This is a genomic window from Porphyromonas somerae DSM 23386 (assembly GCF_000372405.1).
GTDB lineage: Bacteria > Bacteroidota > Bacteroidia > Bacteroidales > Porphyromonadaceae > Porphyromonas_A > Porphyromonas_A somerae.
Genome location: NZ_AQVC01000048.1, coordinates 1 through 17,163, shown reverse-complemented (window position 1 = coordinate 17,163; position 17,163 = coordinate 1). Strand labels below are relative to the sequence as shown.

16 protein-coding genes and 1 pseudogene are annotated in these 17,163 nt (G+C 43.3%); all 17 read left to right on the top strand.

Annotated elements, in window-relative coordinates; genetic code table 11:
- The first annotated feature begins 397 nt into the window (after nucleotides 1-397).
- A complete protein-coding gene (locus A3GK_RS0108795; RefSeq protein WP_018029086.1) occupies nucleotides 398-2,074 on the top strand; it encodes a putative transporter in 1,677 nt (558 codons plus the stop codon).
- Nucleotides 2,075-2,166: 92 nt separating this feature from the next.
- Nucleotides 2,167-3,015, top strand: coding sequence for a GLPGLI family protein (locus A3GK_RS0108790; protein WP_018029085.1), 849 nt, complete (start codon nucleotides 2,167-2,169; stop codon nucleotides 3,013-3,015).
- Nucleotides 3,016-3,018: 3 nt separating this feature from the next.
- Nucleotides 3,019-5,556, top strand: coding sequence for a carboxypeptidase-like regulatory domain-containing protein (locus A3GK_RS0108785; RefSeq protein ID WP_018029084.1), 2,538 nt, complete (start codon nucleotides 3,019-3,021; stop codon nucleotides 5,554-5,556).
- Nucleotides 5,557-6,110: 554 nt separating this feature from the next.
- Nucleotides 6,111-7,754, top strand: a complete 1,644-nt coding sequence (locus tag A3GK_RS11090) for a site-specific integrase (protein WP_081605326.1) — start codon at nucleotides 6,111-6,113, stop codon at nucleotides 7,752-7,754.
- A 14-nt stretch (nucleotides 7,755-7,768) separates the two neighbouring features.
- On the top strand, nucleotides 7,769-8,023 hold the full coding sequence (locus A3GK_RS0108770) for a hypothetical protein (RefSeq protein ID WP_155799487.1): 255 nt from the start codon (nucleotides 7,769-7,771) through the stop codon (nucleotides 8,021-8,023).
- A gap of 246 nt (nucleotides 8,024-8,269) precedes the next feature.
- Complete coding sequence (locus A3GK_RS0108760) at nucleotides 8,270-8,725, top strand: helix-turn-helix domain-containing protein (RefSeq protein ID WP_018029079.1); 456 nt, start codon at nucleotides 8,270-8,272, stop codon at nucleotides 8,723-8,725.
- 14 nt (nucleotides 8,726-8,739) lie between these two features.
- Nucleotides 8,740-9,618, top strand: coding sequence for a DUF4373 domain-containing protein (locus A3GK_RS0108755; RefSeq protein WP_018029078.1), 879 nt, complete (start codon nucleotides 8,740-8,742; stop codon nucleotides 9,616-9,618).
- Nucleotides 9,619-9,627: 9 nt separating this feature from the next.
- Nucleotides 9,628-10,299: an ATP-binding protein gene (locus A3GK_RS0108750; RefSeq protein ID WP_018029077.1), complete on the top strand. Its 672-nt coding sequence runs from the start codon at nucleotides 9,628-9,630 to the stop codon at nucleotides 10,297-10,299.
- Between the two features lie 10 nt (nucleotides 10,300-10,309).
- Nucleotides 10,310-10,816, top strand: coding sequence for a hypothetical protein (locus tag A3GK_RS0108745; protein ID WP_018029076.1), 507 nt, complete (start codon nucleotides 10,310-10,312; stop codon nucleotides 10,814-10,816).
- A gap of 40 nt (nucleotides 10,817-10,856) precedes the next feature.
- Nucleotides 10,857-11,306, top strand: a complete 450-nt coding sequence (locus A3GK_RS0108740; protein ID WP_244860741.1) for a hypothetical protein — start codon at nucleotides 10,857-10,859, stop codon at nucleotides 11,304-11,306.
- A 156-nt stretch (nucleotides 11,307-11,462) separates the two neighbouring features.
- Nucleotides 11,463-12,200: a toxin-antitoxin system YwqK family antitoxin gene (locus tag A3GK_RS11085; RefSeq protein WP_018029074.1), complete on the top strand. Its 738-nt coding sequence runs from the start codon at nucleotides 11,463-11,465 to the stop codon at nucleotides 12,198-12,200.
- A 20-nt stretch (nucleotides 12,201-12,220) separates the two neighbouring features.
- Nucleotides 12,221-12,400 (top strand): hypothetical protein, encoded by a 180-nt coding sequence (locus A3GK_RS0108730; protein ID WP_018029073.1) that lies wholly within the window; start codon nucleotides 12,221-12,223, stop codon nucleotides 12,398-12,400.
- Nucleotides 12,393-14,303 (top strand): toxin-antitoxin system YwqK family antitoxin, encoded by a 1,911-nt coding sequence (locus A3GK_RS11080; RefSeq protein WP_018029072.1) that lies wholly within the window; start codon nucleotides 12,393-12,395, stop codon nucleotides 14,301-14,303. Before A3GK_RS0108730 ends, A3GK_RS11080 begins: the two co-directional genes overlap by 8 nt.
- A gap of 24 nt (nucleotides 14,304-14,327) precedes the next feature.
- A complete protein-coding gene (locus A3GK_RS0108720; RefSeq protein WP_018029071.1) occupies nucleotides 14,328-15,284 on the top strand; it encodes a toxin-antitoxin system YwqK family antitoxin in 957 nt (318 codons plus the stop codon).
- Nucleotides 15,285-15,330: 46 nt separating this feature from the next.
- Nucleotides 15,331-16,704: a toxin-antitoxin system YwqK family antitoxin gene (locus A3GK_RS0108715; RefSeq protein ID WP_018029070.1), complete on the top strand. Its 1,374-nt coding sequence runs from the start codon at nucleotides 15,331-15,333 to the stop codon at nucleotides 16,702-16,704.
- A gap of 20 nt (nucleotides 16,705-16,724) precedes the next feature.
- Nucleotides 16,725-16,904, top strand: coding sequence for a hypothetical protein (locus tag A3GK_RS0108710; RefSeq protein ID WP_018029069.1), 180 nt, complete (start codon nucleotides 16,725-16,727; stop codon nucleotides 16,902-16,904).
- Nucleotides 16,897-17,163, top strand: a pseudogene (locus tag A3GK_RS10730) (toxin-antitoxin system YwqK family antitoxin); the annotation flags it as partial. The gene A3GK_RS0108710 and the pseudogene A3GK_RS10730, both read left to right, overlap by 8 nt.

Genomic DNA, 17,163 nt, shown 5'->3' with positions numbered 1-17,163 from the left:
CCGTGCTAAATAGGCACAGGTCAAGGCACGCAGTGCCGTAGACCTGTGTATAAAGAGGTACCACACACCCTTGCGACCCCGGCCGAGGGGTCGGACAACCCTATCTCTAGGTCTGACCCCTCAGCCGGGGTCAAGCAGGTGGTGAATATGCTCTTGCACACAGGTCGTTCGGGGCTAACGCCCCTCCGACCTGTGCCTATTTAAGAGGGACCTCTGCCGAGGTCCTTACGCCATTATCCTCAACAGATTGTATATCATCATTCGCACAATAGTCTTTTCTAATGCGTAACTCCTGCCAGTACCGATATCGCCATCTCAATATAATTGGTATCTTTGTAGTGATGAGCCTAGATGGAAATCCCACTATTATTAATATATTAGACAATTTGATACTATTATGAACTGGTTTCAAGAACTACTCTTCGGTAGTGGAGTAGGACATTCACTAATGATTCTTGCCCTGACAATTATGCTAGGAATTTTGCTTGGCAGGGTGAAGATCGCTGGCATTTCGCTTGGCGCCACGTTTATCCTCTTTGTTGGCATCCTTTTTGGGGAGCTAGGAATGAAGGTGGATAGGAGTCTCTTGCACTTTTTTCAGGAGTTTGGACTGATACTCTTCGTCTTCTCAATAGGGCTACAGGTAGGGCCTAGTTTCTTTAGCAACTTCAAAAAGGGAGGGCGTACCCTCAACCTGCTCGCCACCCTCAATGTGGTACTGGCTGTGGTGGTAACGACGGTGATTTACTTCCTTTCGGGAGTGCCTCTGCAGACGATGGTGGGCATCATGAGTGGTGCCATCACCAATACCCCTGGGCTAGGAGCGGCACAGCAGGCCTACTCTGAGATAACCGGCATTGAAGACCCCTCTATCGGCATGGGCTATGCGGTAGCTTATCCTCTAGGCGTGATAGGAATCATCCTCTCCATTATACTGATCCGCTGGATCGGAAGAGTGAATATCAAGGAGGAGGAGGCGAAGCTAGAGGAAGAGCGATCCGAGGAGGAGCTTTCGGCAATCCCTATTTCGCTACAAGTGACCAACCCTGCTCTATTTGGGCATACCGTAAAGTCGCTCACAGAGCTGCTACACGGTCGAAAGTTTGTAGTTTCAAGGATATGGAAAAAGGAGACGGACGAAATACACATCGCCACTATAGATACCGTACTCTCGGAGGGGGATCGGATATTTGTCATCACCGAGCAGCCACATATTGATGCCCTCATCGTGACGGTGGGTCGGAAGCTACACATTGACCGCAAGCGCTGGATACTAGAGGGCTCGAAATATATTTCTCGCAAGCTAGTAGTGACGAATAGAGAGATCAATGGCCGAACTCTCAAGAGTCTCAACCTAAGAGCTCTGTATGGCGTCAATGTCACCCGCATCTACCGAGCAGGGGTGGAGATTGTAGCTTCGCCCAACTTTGCCCTTCAATACGGCGACCGCCTCAATGTGGTGGGAAGTGATGCCGCCATTGATAGTATGGAGGAGTTGATTGGCAACTCCGTCAAGAGACTGAATGAACCCAACCTGGTGACTATTTTTCTAGGGATCGCCCTAGGTATATTTGTCGGCTCTATTCCGATTATGTTCCCAGGTATTCCTCAGCCAGTGAAGCTAGGATTGGCTGGTGGCCCACTAGTGGTAGCGATACTCATTGCCCGCTTTGGCTACAAACTAAAATTAGTAGCCTACACTACCACGAGTGCCAACCTCATCCTTCGGGAGATGGGCATCAGCATATTCCTCGCCTGTGTGGGGCTCAACGCTGGCAATGGCTTTGTGGATACGCTAGTGAATAATGGCGGTTTTGTGTGGGTGGGCTACGGTCTACTGATCACCCTTATTCCACTACTGGTGGTGGGGCTACTCGGTCGATTTGTATTTAAGCTCAACTACCTACAGCTCAGCGGTATGATGGCAGGTGCCACCACCGACCCACCTGCCCTAGCCTACGCCAATAGCCTCTCCGATAGCGATGCTGCCGCAGTGGGCTATGCCACGGTCTACCCGCTCACGATGTTCTTAAGGGTACTGGCGGCACAGCTGGTGATCATATTCCTCCTCTAATGCGAAGAGAAAGCACTCATCGTTTTTATAAATAAAAAAAATCGTATCTTGCACAAGTAGTTACTTAACTTGTAGTGAGATACGATTTTATTATGAAAAGAGTGAGCATCTTTATTTTAGGAGCCTTTTTGCTGGTCTCCTTTAAGATTAGTGCACAGAATGTGGAGCCGGCACAGCTCAATGTTATTTATAAGCAGTTGCTGAAGCACGAACCCACCAACCCAGAAGGGGCAGTGGATGTAACGTTTGTGATGCTGAGTGTAGGAGACACCAGAGCGGTAGTGGAGGACTATGCTGCCTACAAGACCGACTCTCTCAGAGCTTTGGACGATATTGATCCTACCGTGATAGAAAAATCAGAGGTGCGTGAAGCAGCAGCAGAGTGCTTCTTCCTACCAAAGCTCTACCTAGATCTAGAGCGACAAGAGATGGAGCATCACGAGCCGATCCTACCCAATCGCTATTACTATACCGAGCCTTTTCCAACGGCTTGGGAGCTGGGCGAAGGGAGTAAGGAGATAGCAGGGTACCTTTGCCACGAAGCGAAGTTGGACTTTGCTGGTAGGCAGTGGACGGCTTGGTACACAGAGGAGATACCTCTACCTTATGGTCCATGGAAATTGGCTGGGCTACCTGGATTGGTGTTGGCGGCAGAAGATAGCACGGGAGAGATCACCTTTGAATTGGCCGAGATTCGCAACAAAAGAGGAATAGTACCGCCATTCGTTCGCCCAGAAAGTGCTTTTGAGATCAATAGAGAGGGCTTCTTGGAGCTGTATCATGCCTTCTATCCTAAGCAGGAAAGCAAAGGGTTATCAGCAGGCGTCACCAGTATGACTGTAAGGAAGGGAGAGAATGGTAAGACGGTTGTTTTTGCGAATGATGGGATCGTATTAATGCGTTCATTTCCCAATGGTTTTATCTTCTTGGAAAAGGAGTAACCGATGAGACAGTGGCTAATAGGTCTGTGGCTCCTCTTGGTCTGGGTATCGGCAACAGCTCAGGTGAGTGGAGTGGTGGTAGATGACGAGAGTGGTCAGCCCATTAGAGGGGTGATGGTGAAGGTAATTTTAGAGGGAAAGACGAAGGCATTTGCCACTTCCAATGCCCAAGGTAAGTTTAGCATTCCCAAAGCTACGCCGCCTTGTACGCTTGCTTTTAATCACCTCTCTTATGAGCCTTTTCAGACAAAAGTGACCGATAGCCAGTTACACACCTACCAGCTCTCCCCCTCCAATAGAGAGCTGAAGGATTTGGTGGTGGAGGCCCCCCGCATTGTACAGCATGGCGATACGACGGTCTATCACCTAGGGAGATTTGTGAGCCAACGAGATGTAACGCTACAGGATGCTCTGAAGAAGCTCCCTGGGGTGGAGGTTTCTAAGGCGGGATCGATTTCGTATCTCGGCAGGGCAGTGGATAAGCTGACCATCGACAATATGGATGTCTTGGGCAGGGATTACCAAAGTACTATTCAAAACCTAAGGTATGACAAGGTCGCCCGCGTAGAGATTATGGAGAATCAGCAGGACATTAAGATGCTGAAGGACCTGGTGAGTGACGATAAGATCGTGATGAATCTGGTACTGAACCATAAGGCTCGTGGCCGGGCTAATGGCAAGGCGGAGATCGGGGCAGGGGTAGATAGCCAGAAGGAATTGGCCTACCGAGGAATGGGCTATCTCCTCTATGCTCAACCAAGGTGGCAGAGCACGGTGGAGGGACGACTAGATAAGGACTTCAACGCAACTGATGAGGTGAAGCACTCGGTCATTACCCCTTTGATGCCCTCGAGTCCTTTGCTCTCGAGCCTGCCTATGGGTCTTTCGGCACCTGAGCCTTCCCTCTCTCCACATTTCTACTTACGCCAGCGGGGCGGTCAAGGAAAGGCCAAAACGATTTACCAATTTTCGACCGACCGAACACTGAAGGCAGACCTTAGCTACTCGGACTATACTAGTCGGCACTCCTATGGTAATGAATTGACCTTTTTCGCTCCTTCAAAGGCAGAAGATGTGGTGCTCAATGAGCATGAGGTCCACACGAGATCTCGTGAGCAGCTGGGGAGGGCAATGCTGGAGTACAAACGCAATGAGCGTAACAACTACTTGAATGAGACGGTAGAGTATGTGGGGCTAAGGCAGCATCAAAAGGATCAGATCTTCCGCTCCGCCACTCCGATGCTTCAAGAGATAGATCTCCGATCGCACTTGGTGCAAAATCGCCTCGCTTGGAGTCAACGCTTCGGGCGAAAGGTGCTTTCATTCCACAGTAAGCTCTCCTACCAAAATGCACCGCTTCTCTCCCTCTCTGCCCCTCTGATAGAGCAGAAGTTTAGCGAGGAGGTGATGAGGGCTAGCCTCTCCACTTCTTTTCTATTTCCCTTAAAGAAAGGATGGCAATTGGCCATTCCGATAGAGGGAAGCTATGTACGGGATAAGATTCACAAGGATGGGGCAGAATATACGAAAGGGCAACGATGGGATCTGAAAGTATCGCCTCGCCTGTGGCGTTTCTCTCTAGGAGACAACAATATCTCATTTGAGCTACCAACCACATTGGCGGTACTGAAGTATGGCGAAGCGGATCAGGCGTCGCATCTACTTCTTTCTCCATCACTCAATTATATGTACCGGCTCAATAGGGTATGGCACCTATTTGGGATGGTCAATTATTACCAAGAGGTGGGGAGCCTACTAGATCTGATGCGACAGCCATTCTTCACTACCTACCGGCAGGAGCGGTTGGGAGCTGGAGAGCTAACGAGTAGCCAAGGTCTTTATGCTAGCATCAACCTGAAGTTTCGCCAACCAGTACAGGAGCTGTATGGCACAATCACCCTCTCGGGAAGATATGGACGTTCGGATCACTTTCTAACGGATAACCCAACGGTCGACTTGAATCGTCTGGAACTGGTGAAAGGGGACAATACCTATGGTAATTATCAGCTCAATAGCTATATTTCTCGCTACTTTCGGAAGATAAAAAGCAAGGTATCGGCCGGCTTTTCGGGCAATTATGCCCATTACCAAACGATGCGTCGGGAGGTGGAACAAACGTCGCAGATGATGAACCTATCAACTTGGGGTGAAGTACAATGTGATCTAGCAAAGCACTGGTCGGGCAAGCTATCCTACAATGTTACTCGCTCTCAGATGTGGTATGCCACTCAGAAGCTTGATCCACTCCATACGCTCTTAGGGACACTAGATGTCACCTATTCACCTACCGACGACTTACACCTCACGCTTCTCTGTGAGCATCAAGGGAAGGAATGGCGGATGCATGAGATGAAGCATCTATTTCTCCTCAGCACTGTGGGTGAGTACCGCACCACCATAGGCAATTTCAAGTTGCACCTCCACAATCTCCTCAATCAGCAGGAGTATGGATTTACTAGCTATAGTGCTACCGAGAGCAATCGCTCGTGGTACCAATTGAGAGGTCGCTCGGCACTACTCTCCTACCTTTTCTACTTCTGACGAGAGGTTAAACAAAAAAAATAGCCACTATCAAAGCGTTTCGGATACTTTGATAGTGGCTATTCCTTACAAATTAATAGTTGTGGAATGGGGACTCTTCCCTACTTCCACTTAGTGTAGATAAGCTGAGACTACCGAGGCAGTCTCCGTTTGGCTTTAGTCGGAGAGAGCAGCACTTCCTTGGAGAGGTGCCACTGGCTCTGGTAGCACAAAGGTATTGACCGTCCATTGATAAGCAGCGATTAGCTCGCTATTATTATAGGCGGTGAGATTCATCTCCTCGGCTCTCTCTTAAAAGTTTCATTCTACAGAAAAGTGTTATAGACCAAGGTTTATAGCACTTTTTCTTGTTTTTCGGCACTACAATCATCTTTAGTTCCCATCTCAGTAGTCATTTGTACTAGACTGACAATCAGCTTGTTATCGTTCTTATTAGGACATAACAAAATAGGTTGTCAACGAATTGGCAGCATAATGGCAACTTTTTCTTTCTGACTTGGAGTTGTGAAATTGCTTGCGAAGTGTACCCGTTAATTCTTTTAGATAACAACAACATGAAAACAACTTACGTGATGAAAGAGAGTGTAAAAGTAACCTTCTATGTAAGGAAAAAACCATTGAAGAATGGTTTATATCCGCTTCTAATGAGAATATCATTTGGAGGGGAACGGATTACAGTTGGGCAAATTGGAATTTACCTGACCGATCCAACTTACTTGAAATCAAATCAAGTAACGAGCGAGTGCCCAAACTGCAATGAGTATAACCTACAGCTTATGCAAGAGAAAGTTGAGATGGAACGCATCGCATTTGAAGAGGGCGACAACTTTTCCCTTGAGGACATTAAAAAAAGGTACTTGCTTTCTAAAAACAAGACAAAACCGTTGTCAATCCTTGATGTCTACAAGGAATACCTTGGTATCAGACAAAAAGAGCAAGAGAAGACAAATGTATGCAAGAAGACCCGAAACAGGTGGGTCAACTCACTAAGGCTCTTTGAGGCATTTACACGACAGTCCAAAAAGCTATCCAGCTTAAGTATTAGGAACTTGACAGAGCAAGTGTTTTATGACTACGAATCATACCTACTCAACACATGTGGTTACGAGGAGAATACCGCTAGCAAATACTTAGTCTACCTAAAATCAGTAGCAAACTATGCACAGGACTGCTCGTATATTGCCTATTCTAGGATAGCTAAATGCCAGCTTCCCAAGAAAGAAAGCAAAGTCGTTCCACTTAATGGAGAAGAACTAAAGGTTTTGTATAACGCACGATTTGAGAAAAAGCATTTGAGCAAAGCACAAGAAATGTTTCTATTTGCTTGCTTTACAGGGCTTTCTTATTGCGATGTTAAAAGCCTCACAAAGGGGCACATCAAAACAATTGGTGACACCGAGTTTATCATCAAAGACCGACTGAAAACAAAGGTAGAGGCAGACATTCCTCTCATTGCCCCTGCACAGTTTATAATAAATAAATACAAAGAGGGACATACAGAGGAAGAGCCATTCATGCCAATCATCTCCAATCAAAATATAAACAAATATCTAAAGGAGATAGCAGCTGAACTAAACATAAAAACCAAGTTGACATATCACGTGGCGAGGCACACATTCGCAACGCTTTCACTTGACGCTGGAGTCTCCCTCGAGACAATTGCCAAGATGCTTGGACACAGCGATACAAGGACTACAAGGATATACGCCAAAATAACAAGGCAAAAGATAAGAAAGGAGATTAAATTCTTTAGTAAAGAGATAGATAGTATAACTAGTAACGAACAAGAGAACACAAGCAGAATGAAGAAAAAAAACAAACCGATTATTGCCATTGATTTTGATGGTGTGATAGTTAAAGACAACTACCCACTTATTGGAGAGATTCAAGAGGGAGCGAAGGAAGCACTTGAATATCTCAACCAGTATTGTACAGTGATTATTTGGACCTGTCGAGATGGATTGAGCAAAGTAGAAGCAACTGAGTGGATGAAAGACAACAACATTAAGTTTGATCACATCAACCAAAACTCCCCAGAGAATATTAATCGCTTCAACAACGATTGTCGCAAAGTCTATGCCGACATATACGTCGATGACAGACAAGTAGGAGGGTTCAGAGGATGGGAAGAGACTCTAAGGCTGATCAAGACACAGCTTAGAGAATACTATAAAATGGAAATTCACGAATGGATTTAAGAATAACAAAGATTATGGAAAACAAAAAAGAAACGACATTGGACATCCTTGCAAAAGGAATAGATAAACATGCAAGCAATTATCTGCTTTTAGCTAACGATCCAGAGGTCGACGATGCGACCTTGCTATCATGCACAGCGAGTGATGTTACCCTTATTAGCTTGCTCGCAGACTTTCTCAATGCCGATAAGAGGTTTATGGAAGCCACTCAGATTGCAATTGAGGTTGCAAAGGAGAGAGAGAAGGAGGGCTTTATGAGGTGCCTATAAATAACAACAGAAAGTATTAACAATCAAAAAAAAACAAGGAGGTGACTATGTACAGCATTGAAAGAACACACAATGATGGATGCGTAATCGGTCTTGAGAAGGAAAGAGAGATAATGAAAGACAGACTAATACTAGAAGCCGAGATGTATAGTCTTAGAGCAATTTTAGAGGTCTCAATGAGTCTAAAAGATAAGGCTCAAAGTTGTTTAGAACGAGTTGAAAAAATCTGTCAAAGCTGATATAAGTATGGTACTAGTCGAGGGAACTGAATATTACACGAGCAAAGAGGTATGTGAGTTAATTGGTTACTCACGATCTACTCTTATGGATCGTGTGAGAGATGGGAAGATTAAACAGATTATTCACAATGGGATTGCCATTTTCAAGAAGGATGAGATTGATGCTTTGAAGAATAGCCAAGACTACTTCCTATATGGGGACGCAACGGAAGTCTTAGTTACAGTTAAGGAGTTGGCGGGGTGGATGGGAAAAAGTCCTGACACCATCTATACATGGCTAAAACAAGGAAGGATCAAGGGTACAAGAGTTGGCAGGTTTGTTTTCTTCACTAAAGCAGACATAAAAGAAATTCTTGATCAAATGAGACAAAAGATAAATGAAAGGCCACAAGCAGTGAGAGAACAGTTTCAACTAGATAATGATAGTATAAGTTCACTCCTAGACAGCAAAGACAAATTATAAACAAAAGAGGGAATATGGCAAGATTACCGAAAATAGGTGTGGACTACTTTCCACATTATGTGGGGTCAAGAGATGCAAAAATGCTCTACATCTTAAAGAGTAAGTTTGGAAATGATGGGTATGCTTTCTGGTACCAACTACTAGAAATGCTAGGAGCAGAGAAGGGGTTATACTATGCGTGCGATAAACCGGCCAATTGGCTTTACCTGACCGCAAGCACTGGCGTCAGTGAAGAGTTGGCAGAAGACATACTAAATATGTTAGTGGAACTAGACGCTATAGACCCAGATTTATGGCTATCGCACCGAATAATATGGTGCCAAGAATTTGTAGATCAACTAGACCCAATATATAGGAAAAGGAGGCAAGACACCCCCTCAAAGCCTATGTTTAACCAACAAGTAGATAAGGTTCAGGAGGTCGAGGTGCCAACACAAGAACCTTCTAACGAAGAACCAAGTCCAAATGTAGAGGTGGAGAAGGAGATAGAAAATCCGAAAAACACTGATGACAAAAAAGTGGTTGCTCAAGGTGGAGATAATAAGGGTGAGACACAAAGCAAAAAGGAAAAGACTAAGGAGGAGATACCCAAATCGTACTCGTATGTAGCGGAGGAGTTAAAGGTTCCTTTCTTTGATTGGCTGAAATATAAGAAGCTAAATGGGCAACCGTATAAGTCAGACATGGCAACTAAGATGTGCTATGACCAATTGGTGGAATATAGTAAAGGGGACTCACAAACAGCAACCGAAATAATCAGAACAAGCATTGCAAACAACTATTCTGGCTTTTTCCGACCAAGAAGGAAAGAAGGAGGTGGAAGAGAGACAGTGCCTAGCTGCCTCGTCAATGCGAATGCCACTAAGATTGGAGTTAATAAATCAACGATATAAGAGGGCACAATGAATAAGATAGGAAACATAAACATAGATGCGATCCTAGATTTCAACACACTACAAAACTCTCAAGCAAAACAAACGTTTAAGAGCGAAGCAATTTCGCAGCTAGGAACAGCCAAAGAGGTGGCTACAGCATTAATGTATTGCTACAGAAGCGAGGTAGCTGTGCGAAACTACGAATATAAAGAAGGTGAGGAGTTGAACTCTATATTCTATCGGGTTGCCAACTGGCTCATAACCCCAGATACTAAGCCATGGCTCTTAATCTACGGTCCTGTTGGAAATGGCAAAACAACGATGTTGAAAGCGATCCAACGGTTGATTAATAGTCAAAAGATAAAATATGGTTGCTATACAACTTCTATGAGGCTATTCAATTCTATACGAATAGCAGATTGCTCAGTTGAGAATAGAATGTTTTTTAATGAGATAAAATCATACGAAGCCTTAGGAGTTGATGATCTAGGAATTGAGCCACTAGGAGTCTACAACTATGGAACCCTTTCTTCTCCTATGGTGGAGCTAATGCTACAAAGATACGAAACAAGAAAGCTAACCATTTTTACCTCTAACCTAGACCTTAATACGCTCTCAGATAGATATAAAGAAAGGATTGCGGACCGACTAAGAGAGGTTTGTGACCTATTACATATTTCAAGTGAAAGCTATAGATAGATAATTAGAGATGAAAATAAGCAAGACCTCAGACAAGGTGAGGATAGTAGAAGGCAAATGCGAGTTGGGTGGAGACGAGGAAGGATTTGAGCTAACAATTCTTAGAGTAAACAACAGAATGTGGGCATACGAGCTAAACGCTACTGCAAATGGCAACGTTTATCACGCCACATCGTTAAGCCAGACTCCTTTTGAGACGCAAAGTGAAGCTGTTGAAGCAGGCATATATCTATTGGAACATCAAGTCTATGGAAAAGGGAAAAGGAGCAAAGCCATCAATGGTGCTATTACAAAGCTAAAGGCACTTCAACAAAATAAGTGCACTTCCCTATTCCGAGAAGAGAAAGCGTTTAATACTAGCATAGAGGAGAAAGATGATCTGTGGAAGGAGTTCACAAATAAATCTCAGCCCTTTTTAAGTCGTAAGTTAGCAACAAAAGCTCTTGCTAAAGAGAAAATTGGACAGAGGATAATGCCCAAAACGTACAAACAAAAAGCCCCGAAGATACAGCGATAAAAATTATTGAGATACAAAATAATATTACTATAAAATGGATATGTGGAACTTAAAGCAGACTTGGAAAAAAGCCAAAGAAAAATGGTCGCACATGATAGAAGAAATACAAAACCTGAGGAGTAGTCAAGAAGGGAGAACCCATAGAATATTTTCCAATGGTTCTTATCAAAGTCCTTGGCGAATGGGGGATGCTGGAGATGTAAGGGTTGTTGTGACTCAAATCGCCGATGAACTTGACTGTATTGACGAACTTGTCTTAGAGAACGAACTAACGATATACCGCTTAGCAGGATACCCAATAAAAGTAGCACCCCAAGATAAAGAAAAAGAGTTTGTTCGTCCTCTGTGGGCGATAGAGGTTTTTCAAAATGGGCGATTAGCAAGGCAAATAACGTACTATTTGCAACCAAGGTTCCCTGATAAAAGTCCTTCCGATGCTGGAGATACAGAAGCTCAAGATCCATCGAATACCGAATTAGAAGCAGATTAAATTCGAGAGTGTCTTTTTCGGGTAATTTCTTATTCTCAATGCTCATATAAGTAAGTATGGTTCATGTAATAATTACTGACAAAGATAGAGAAAAAGAACAATCTAAACGTGGTGAAATAATATCATAAACACATAAATAAATAGATATATAATATTATGGAAACATTGATTGAAAGAATAGAACGAGCACAAGCAATTACTACTACTGATGACACAAGGGTAGAAAGGGAATGGCATGAAAATGGTCGTCTCAAGTGTATTAAAACCTATAAAGGAGGGCTCAAGGATGGAATATGGAGAGGGTGGAACAAAGATGGTAAACTTTCTTTTAGCTACAACTTCAAGGATGGCAAGGAGGAGGGCATTCAAGAGGAGTGGTACAAAAATGGGAAACTAGCTTATAGAGCAGAGTTCAAAGATGGTAAAAGAGAAGGACTAACTGTATGTTGGCATGAAAATGGACAGCTAGAGAACCGTTGTAATTATAAAGATGGAAAGTTTGATGGAACCCTAGAAGTATGGTATGAGAGTGGTCAGCTCAAGAATCGTGAGAACTATATCCAAGGCAAGCTGGATGGGGTAAGTGAGAAGTGGTACCCTAATGGGCAAATGAAGTCACATGAAAGCTACAAAGATGGGAAGGCAGACGGAACCCATGAATATTGGTGGGAGAATGGACAACTCATGTCTCGTGGAGATTGGAAAGATGAAAAAGCAGAAGGGTTATTTGAACGATGGGATAAGAGTGGAAAGCTCATCTCAAGGACAATCTACAAAAATGGAAAAGAGGAAAAGCCAACCCCAAAAAACACTAACAACCCAACAACAGTGGTGCAAGAGGACAAGAAGAAGATAACCCTAAAACCTAAAAAGACGAATGGAATAAAAATATAATACACTAAATATATAATATTATGGAAACACAAGATTATGAAAAAATTGAATCAACAGTGAGTGACAACGCAATAGACTTTGACCTACTAAATGAAAACCAGACGAAAAGGGGGCGTGAAGTGGTGACGGATGAGGATGTAGCAGAAGTGAAAGACATCGTTGACGAGTGGCTAGCTGGGGAGGGCAAAGAAAATGATTAGTAAGAGAGTACTTAAAACAGCAGAAGGATGGCTGGGGAAGAGAAGCGACCTCTCAGAAGAGAAGAAGGTAGCTTTCTTGAATTATATTCAACCGATGGATAATCTAACGGCACTAGCGACAGCAAAATGGTATGCTAACGACATGATTCGTGTCCCAGAGGACCAAACTAGTATAGATGAGTCTATTTTGGTTGCAAAAAGAGCTAAGGTAGACCCCCTCACCTACTCTAACCCATTAAAGATCCTAAACTCCTTTAAGCAATACAAGATAAAGGAAAAGGCAATTGACCCTGACACAGTACCTGAGCTCTCAAATGGACGAACAGTTGGTCCTTCTTCTTTTTCCATACGCATCTATGACGTAGAGGACACCAAGGAGGGGCAACTCGCAATGAGAAAGATTATCAACACTCATTGGGGAGAAGATGCTAACCCTTGGTGTGTACTACAAGGAGATGGAGAGGGGAATTTATCAGAACACGCATGGAAGTATTGGAACAAATATAATGGTGTGCCCAAAAAAGTGGCCTTCAAAAATGGGAAGCTACTCTCTTTTTGTGCGAATGACTACGCCTTTAACCAATGGTGGGATCGTCAGGACGTACCATACAATGGGATTCGGTTTGTTGAGAAATTAAAAGACGACAAATTGAGAAGAAGGGCCTTTTATGAGTTAAAAGAAAATGGTGACATAGCCTCAAGATCTCTACCATTTCTTGGGAATATGCAGAATGGAGAATATAAAGAGTGGCATGAAAATGAACAGCTCAAACTTCGGGAAAACTATAAGAATGGGAATCTTGATGGACCTAGCGAGGAGTGGTACGACAATGGACAGCTCAAGACTTGTGGAGATTGGAAAAATGGAAATAGGGAGGGGATTAAAGAGAGCTTCTACGAGAATGGTCAATTAGAGTCTAAGATTAACTATAGTGGTGGTTATCGTGATTGCGTTATTGAAGAGTGGTACCCCAATGGTCAATTAAAACAAAAGCCCAAATACAAGGATGGAAAGGTGGAGGGGGTACAAGAACGTTGGTACGAAAATGGACAACTTGAAATCCGTGGTCAGTTCCATGGTGGTAGATATGAAGGGCTATTTGAAGTGTGGCATGAGAATGGGCAACTTAAAGCTCGGGAAACATATAAAGACGGAAATAGAAATGGTCTGAGAGAGGAGTGGAACGAGAAAGGAACCCTTGTGGTTCGGGAAAACTATAAGGATGGAAAATTAGAGGGCCTTCGGGAAGAGTGGTATAAAAACGGTCAGATCAAGGAACGCACTAATTACAAAGAAGGGGAAAAAGATGGATTGCATGAGAGGTTTTATGATAGTGGAAGCCTCTTATCAAGAGAGAGCTATAAAGAAGGTCTGAAAGACGGACTATGCGAGAGCTGGTGGGAGAATGAAAAGCTCAAAACACAGATTAGTTACAAAGGAGGAAGAGAGGAAGGCGAGTGTAAGACTTGGTTGAAAAATGGACTGCTCAAGAGCAAATGGAACTCAAAAAATGGTAGACTTGATGGTTCTATTGAACATTGGTGGAATAATGGGCAATTGGCAACTCGGTGCAACTATAAAGATGGCAAACTAGAAGGTCCTCGGGAAGAATGGTACGAAAATGGAAATTTAGAATCTAGAAAGAGCTTTATCCAAGGCAAATTGGATGGCCTTTATGAAAAGTGGGATCGTGATGGGCAACTAGAGAGTCGTGGAAACTACATGAACGGTCAACGACATGGGCTCGTGGAGACCCGAAATGAAGATGGAAGTGTTACGAGGAGTGTCTATAACAATGGCGAGCTTCAACAAGAAAAAAGAGCCAAAAGCTTCATAAAGATGGGCAATGAACAAAGAACAATAATTGCCCCTAGAGAGAGTACAATAGGCATGAAAGCATAAATAAACACACAAATAAATAATGTTATGGAAACTATAAATAATAATAGTATTCAACATGTCAACGAGTCCCTCACCCCAAACGACATTAGGGTGGAGAAGGAGTGGTACGAGAATGGTTGCCTTAAATGTGCTACCACCTATAAAGGAGGAGAAAAAGATGGGGAGCAAAAAGAGTGGTACCCCAATGGGCAGCTCAAGTCACGATGTAATTACAATAATGGATTGTTAGATGGCATCTCTAAAAAGTGGCACTCTAATGGGCAACCCTACTCTGAAATAAACCACAAAGAAGGATGGCGGGAGGGACTAGCTCGGTGGTGGCATAAAAATGGTCAGCTTAGTTACAGAGAAAACTACAAAAATGACAAGCTAGATGGATTAAGGGAGTCATGGAATAAAGGTGGCGGCCTTGAATACATAGAGAGCTATAAGGCGGGAAAGCTAAATGGACTATGTGAAGAGTGGTATGACAATGGGCAACTCTATTCTCAAATCAATTTTAAGGATGGGAGGGAGTATGGACCTTATGAAACGAGATACCCTAGTGGGGCACTTTGGGTTCGTGGAAACTGTGTCAATGGGGAGCAAGATGGAGTTATAGAAGAGTGGTACGAGAATGGAAAACTATTCCAAAAGGAAACCTATAAAGAAGGTAACCCTCATGGTTTACATGAAGAGTGGGACGACAATGGTCGATCACGTTGCAGGATAAACTACAAGAATGGAAAGAGGGAAGGAGAACAACTACAGTGGTACCCCAATGGACAGCTCCAATTTCGGATGTCCTTCAAAGAGGAGAGGAGGAATGGAGTAGAAGAAGAGTGGAGCAAGGATGGAAAGCTTATCTACCGAAAAAACTACAAGGATAATGAACTAGATGGCATTCAGGAAGAGGCAAATGCTGATGGAACAGTGACTCAAAGTCTATACAAGGATGGAGTGTTTCTGTCCTCAAAGGTGATTAAAGACTTCACAAACTGATAGAGAATAAAACAATAAACAAATAACAATATAAATATATGATATTATGGAAGCATTAAACAATAATAGTATGGAGAGGGATTATGAGTCCACCATCCCAAATGGGATAAGGGTAGAAAAGGAGTATTGGGATAATGGTGAGTTGAAGAGTATCACCTCCTATAAAGGCGATCTAAAGCATGGAGAGGCAAAGCGGTGGAACCAAGATGGTTTACTTATTAGTTTTGAAAACTACAAAGACGACAAACTAGATGGGCCATCAAAGAGTTGGTGGGACAATGGACAACTAGCGATCTCCACTAATTACAAAGATGGGAAAGTGGATGGCACCCTAGAAATGTGGAAAATAAATGGGAAGCCTGTAAGAAGAGAAAACTATAAGAATGGTGTTGAGCATGGGGCAATGGAGATCTTCCATGAAAATGGTCAGCTTTGGAGGCGATGGAATTACAGTAATGGGATAAGAGAAGGTCTGGAGGAGGCGTGGTATATAAATGGGAAACCCTCCTACAAATTGGGCTATAAGAATGGGAAGAAAGAAGGCCAGTACGAAGAATGGCATGACAATGGACGTATTAGGGCTCAGGGGTACTACAAACAAGGGGAAAAAGCTGGGCAGCATAAATTGTGGTATGACAATGGAAGACTTGAATATTGTGAGAACTATATTCAAGGCGAATTGGATGGACTTCGAGAGGAGTGGTACCCTAATGGACAGCTGTTTTGCCGTGAAAACTATAAGGAAGGGTGGAAGGATGGACTACAGGAAAAGTGGTTTCCAAACGGACAAATGGAATATAGTATTAACTATAAAGATGGTATTGAAGATGGAGTATGCGAGACATGGTTTAGAAATGGGGAGCAAGAACTTAGAAAAATCTATAAAGATGGCAAGCTAGATGGCATCTGCCAAGAGTGGTACGAAAATGGTGAATTAAAGTCCAAGAAAAACTACAAGAGCGGAATACTGGATGGGCTAAGTGAAAAATGGTACGAGAATGGGCAACTTACTTACAGAGAAAGCTATAAAGATAACCAATTAGATGGGTTGAGTGAGGTTTGGTATGATAATGGGCAAATGAGTTCACGTGGAAGTTATAAGGAAGGGAAAAAGGAAGGGTCTCATGAACAGTGGTACAAAAGTGGACAACCATGCTATCAAAATAACTATGTAAATGGAGAATTGGAAGGACTTCAAAAAGAGTGGTATGAAAGTGGTCAATTGGAAGTACAGGCAAACTACAAGGAAGGTGAATTGGAGGGACTTCGGGAAGAGTTTGGACTGGATGGATCAGCAATTAGAACTTTCTTCAAAAATGGAGTCCCCAACGACCCTGATATTTCTATTGAGCAGACCTCCCAAGAGACCAAGAAGAAGATAACGCTAAAGCCAAAGAAGAAAGGAGGAGTAAAAATATAACAACATAAATAGATAATAGTATGGAAACATTAAGTCATAAAAGAGTACAGCAATTTGAGATTGGAGACAATCTCGCTACTGACCTATTAAACATGAAACAAACGAAAAGAGGTCGTGAAGTGGTGACAGACGAGGATGTAGCAGAAGTGAAAGACATCGTTGATGAGTGGCTAGAAGAGGAGGACGAAGAAGATGATTAGTAAGAGAGTATATAATACAGCAGAAGGATGGCTAAAAAAAAGAGATGACCTCCTCGAGGAGGAGAGAAATGCCTTCTTGAACTACATCAAGCCAATGAAGAACGTTGAGGCCTTAGCGACAGCAAAGTGGTTCGCAAGCGAAGTTCTACGTGTTCCTGAGGATCAACCCAAGGTGAGCGAGGCAATCATAGTTGCGAAGAAGGCAAAGGTAGACCCACTCACCTACTCTAGCCCAATGAATATTCTAAACACCTTTAAG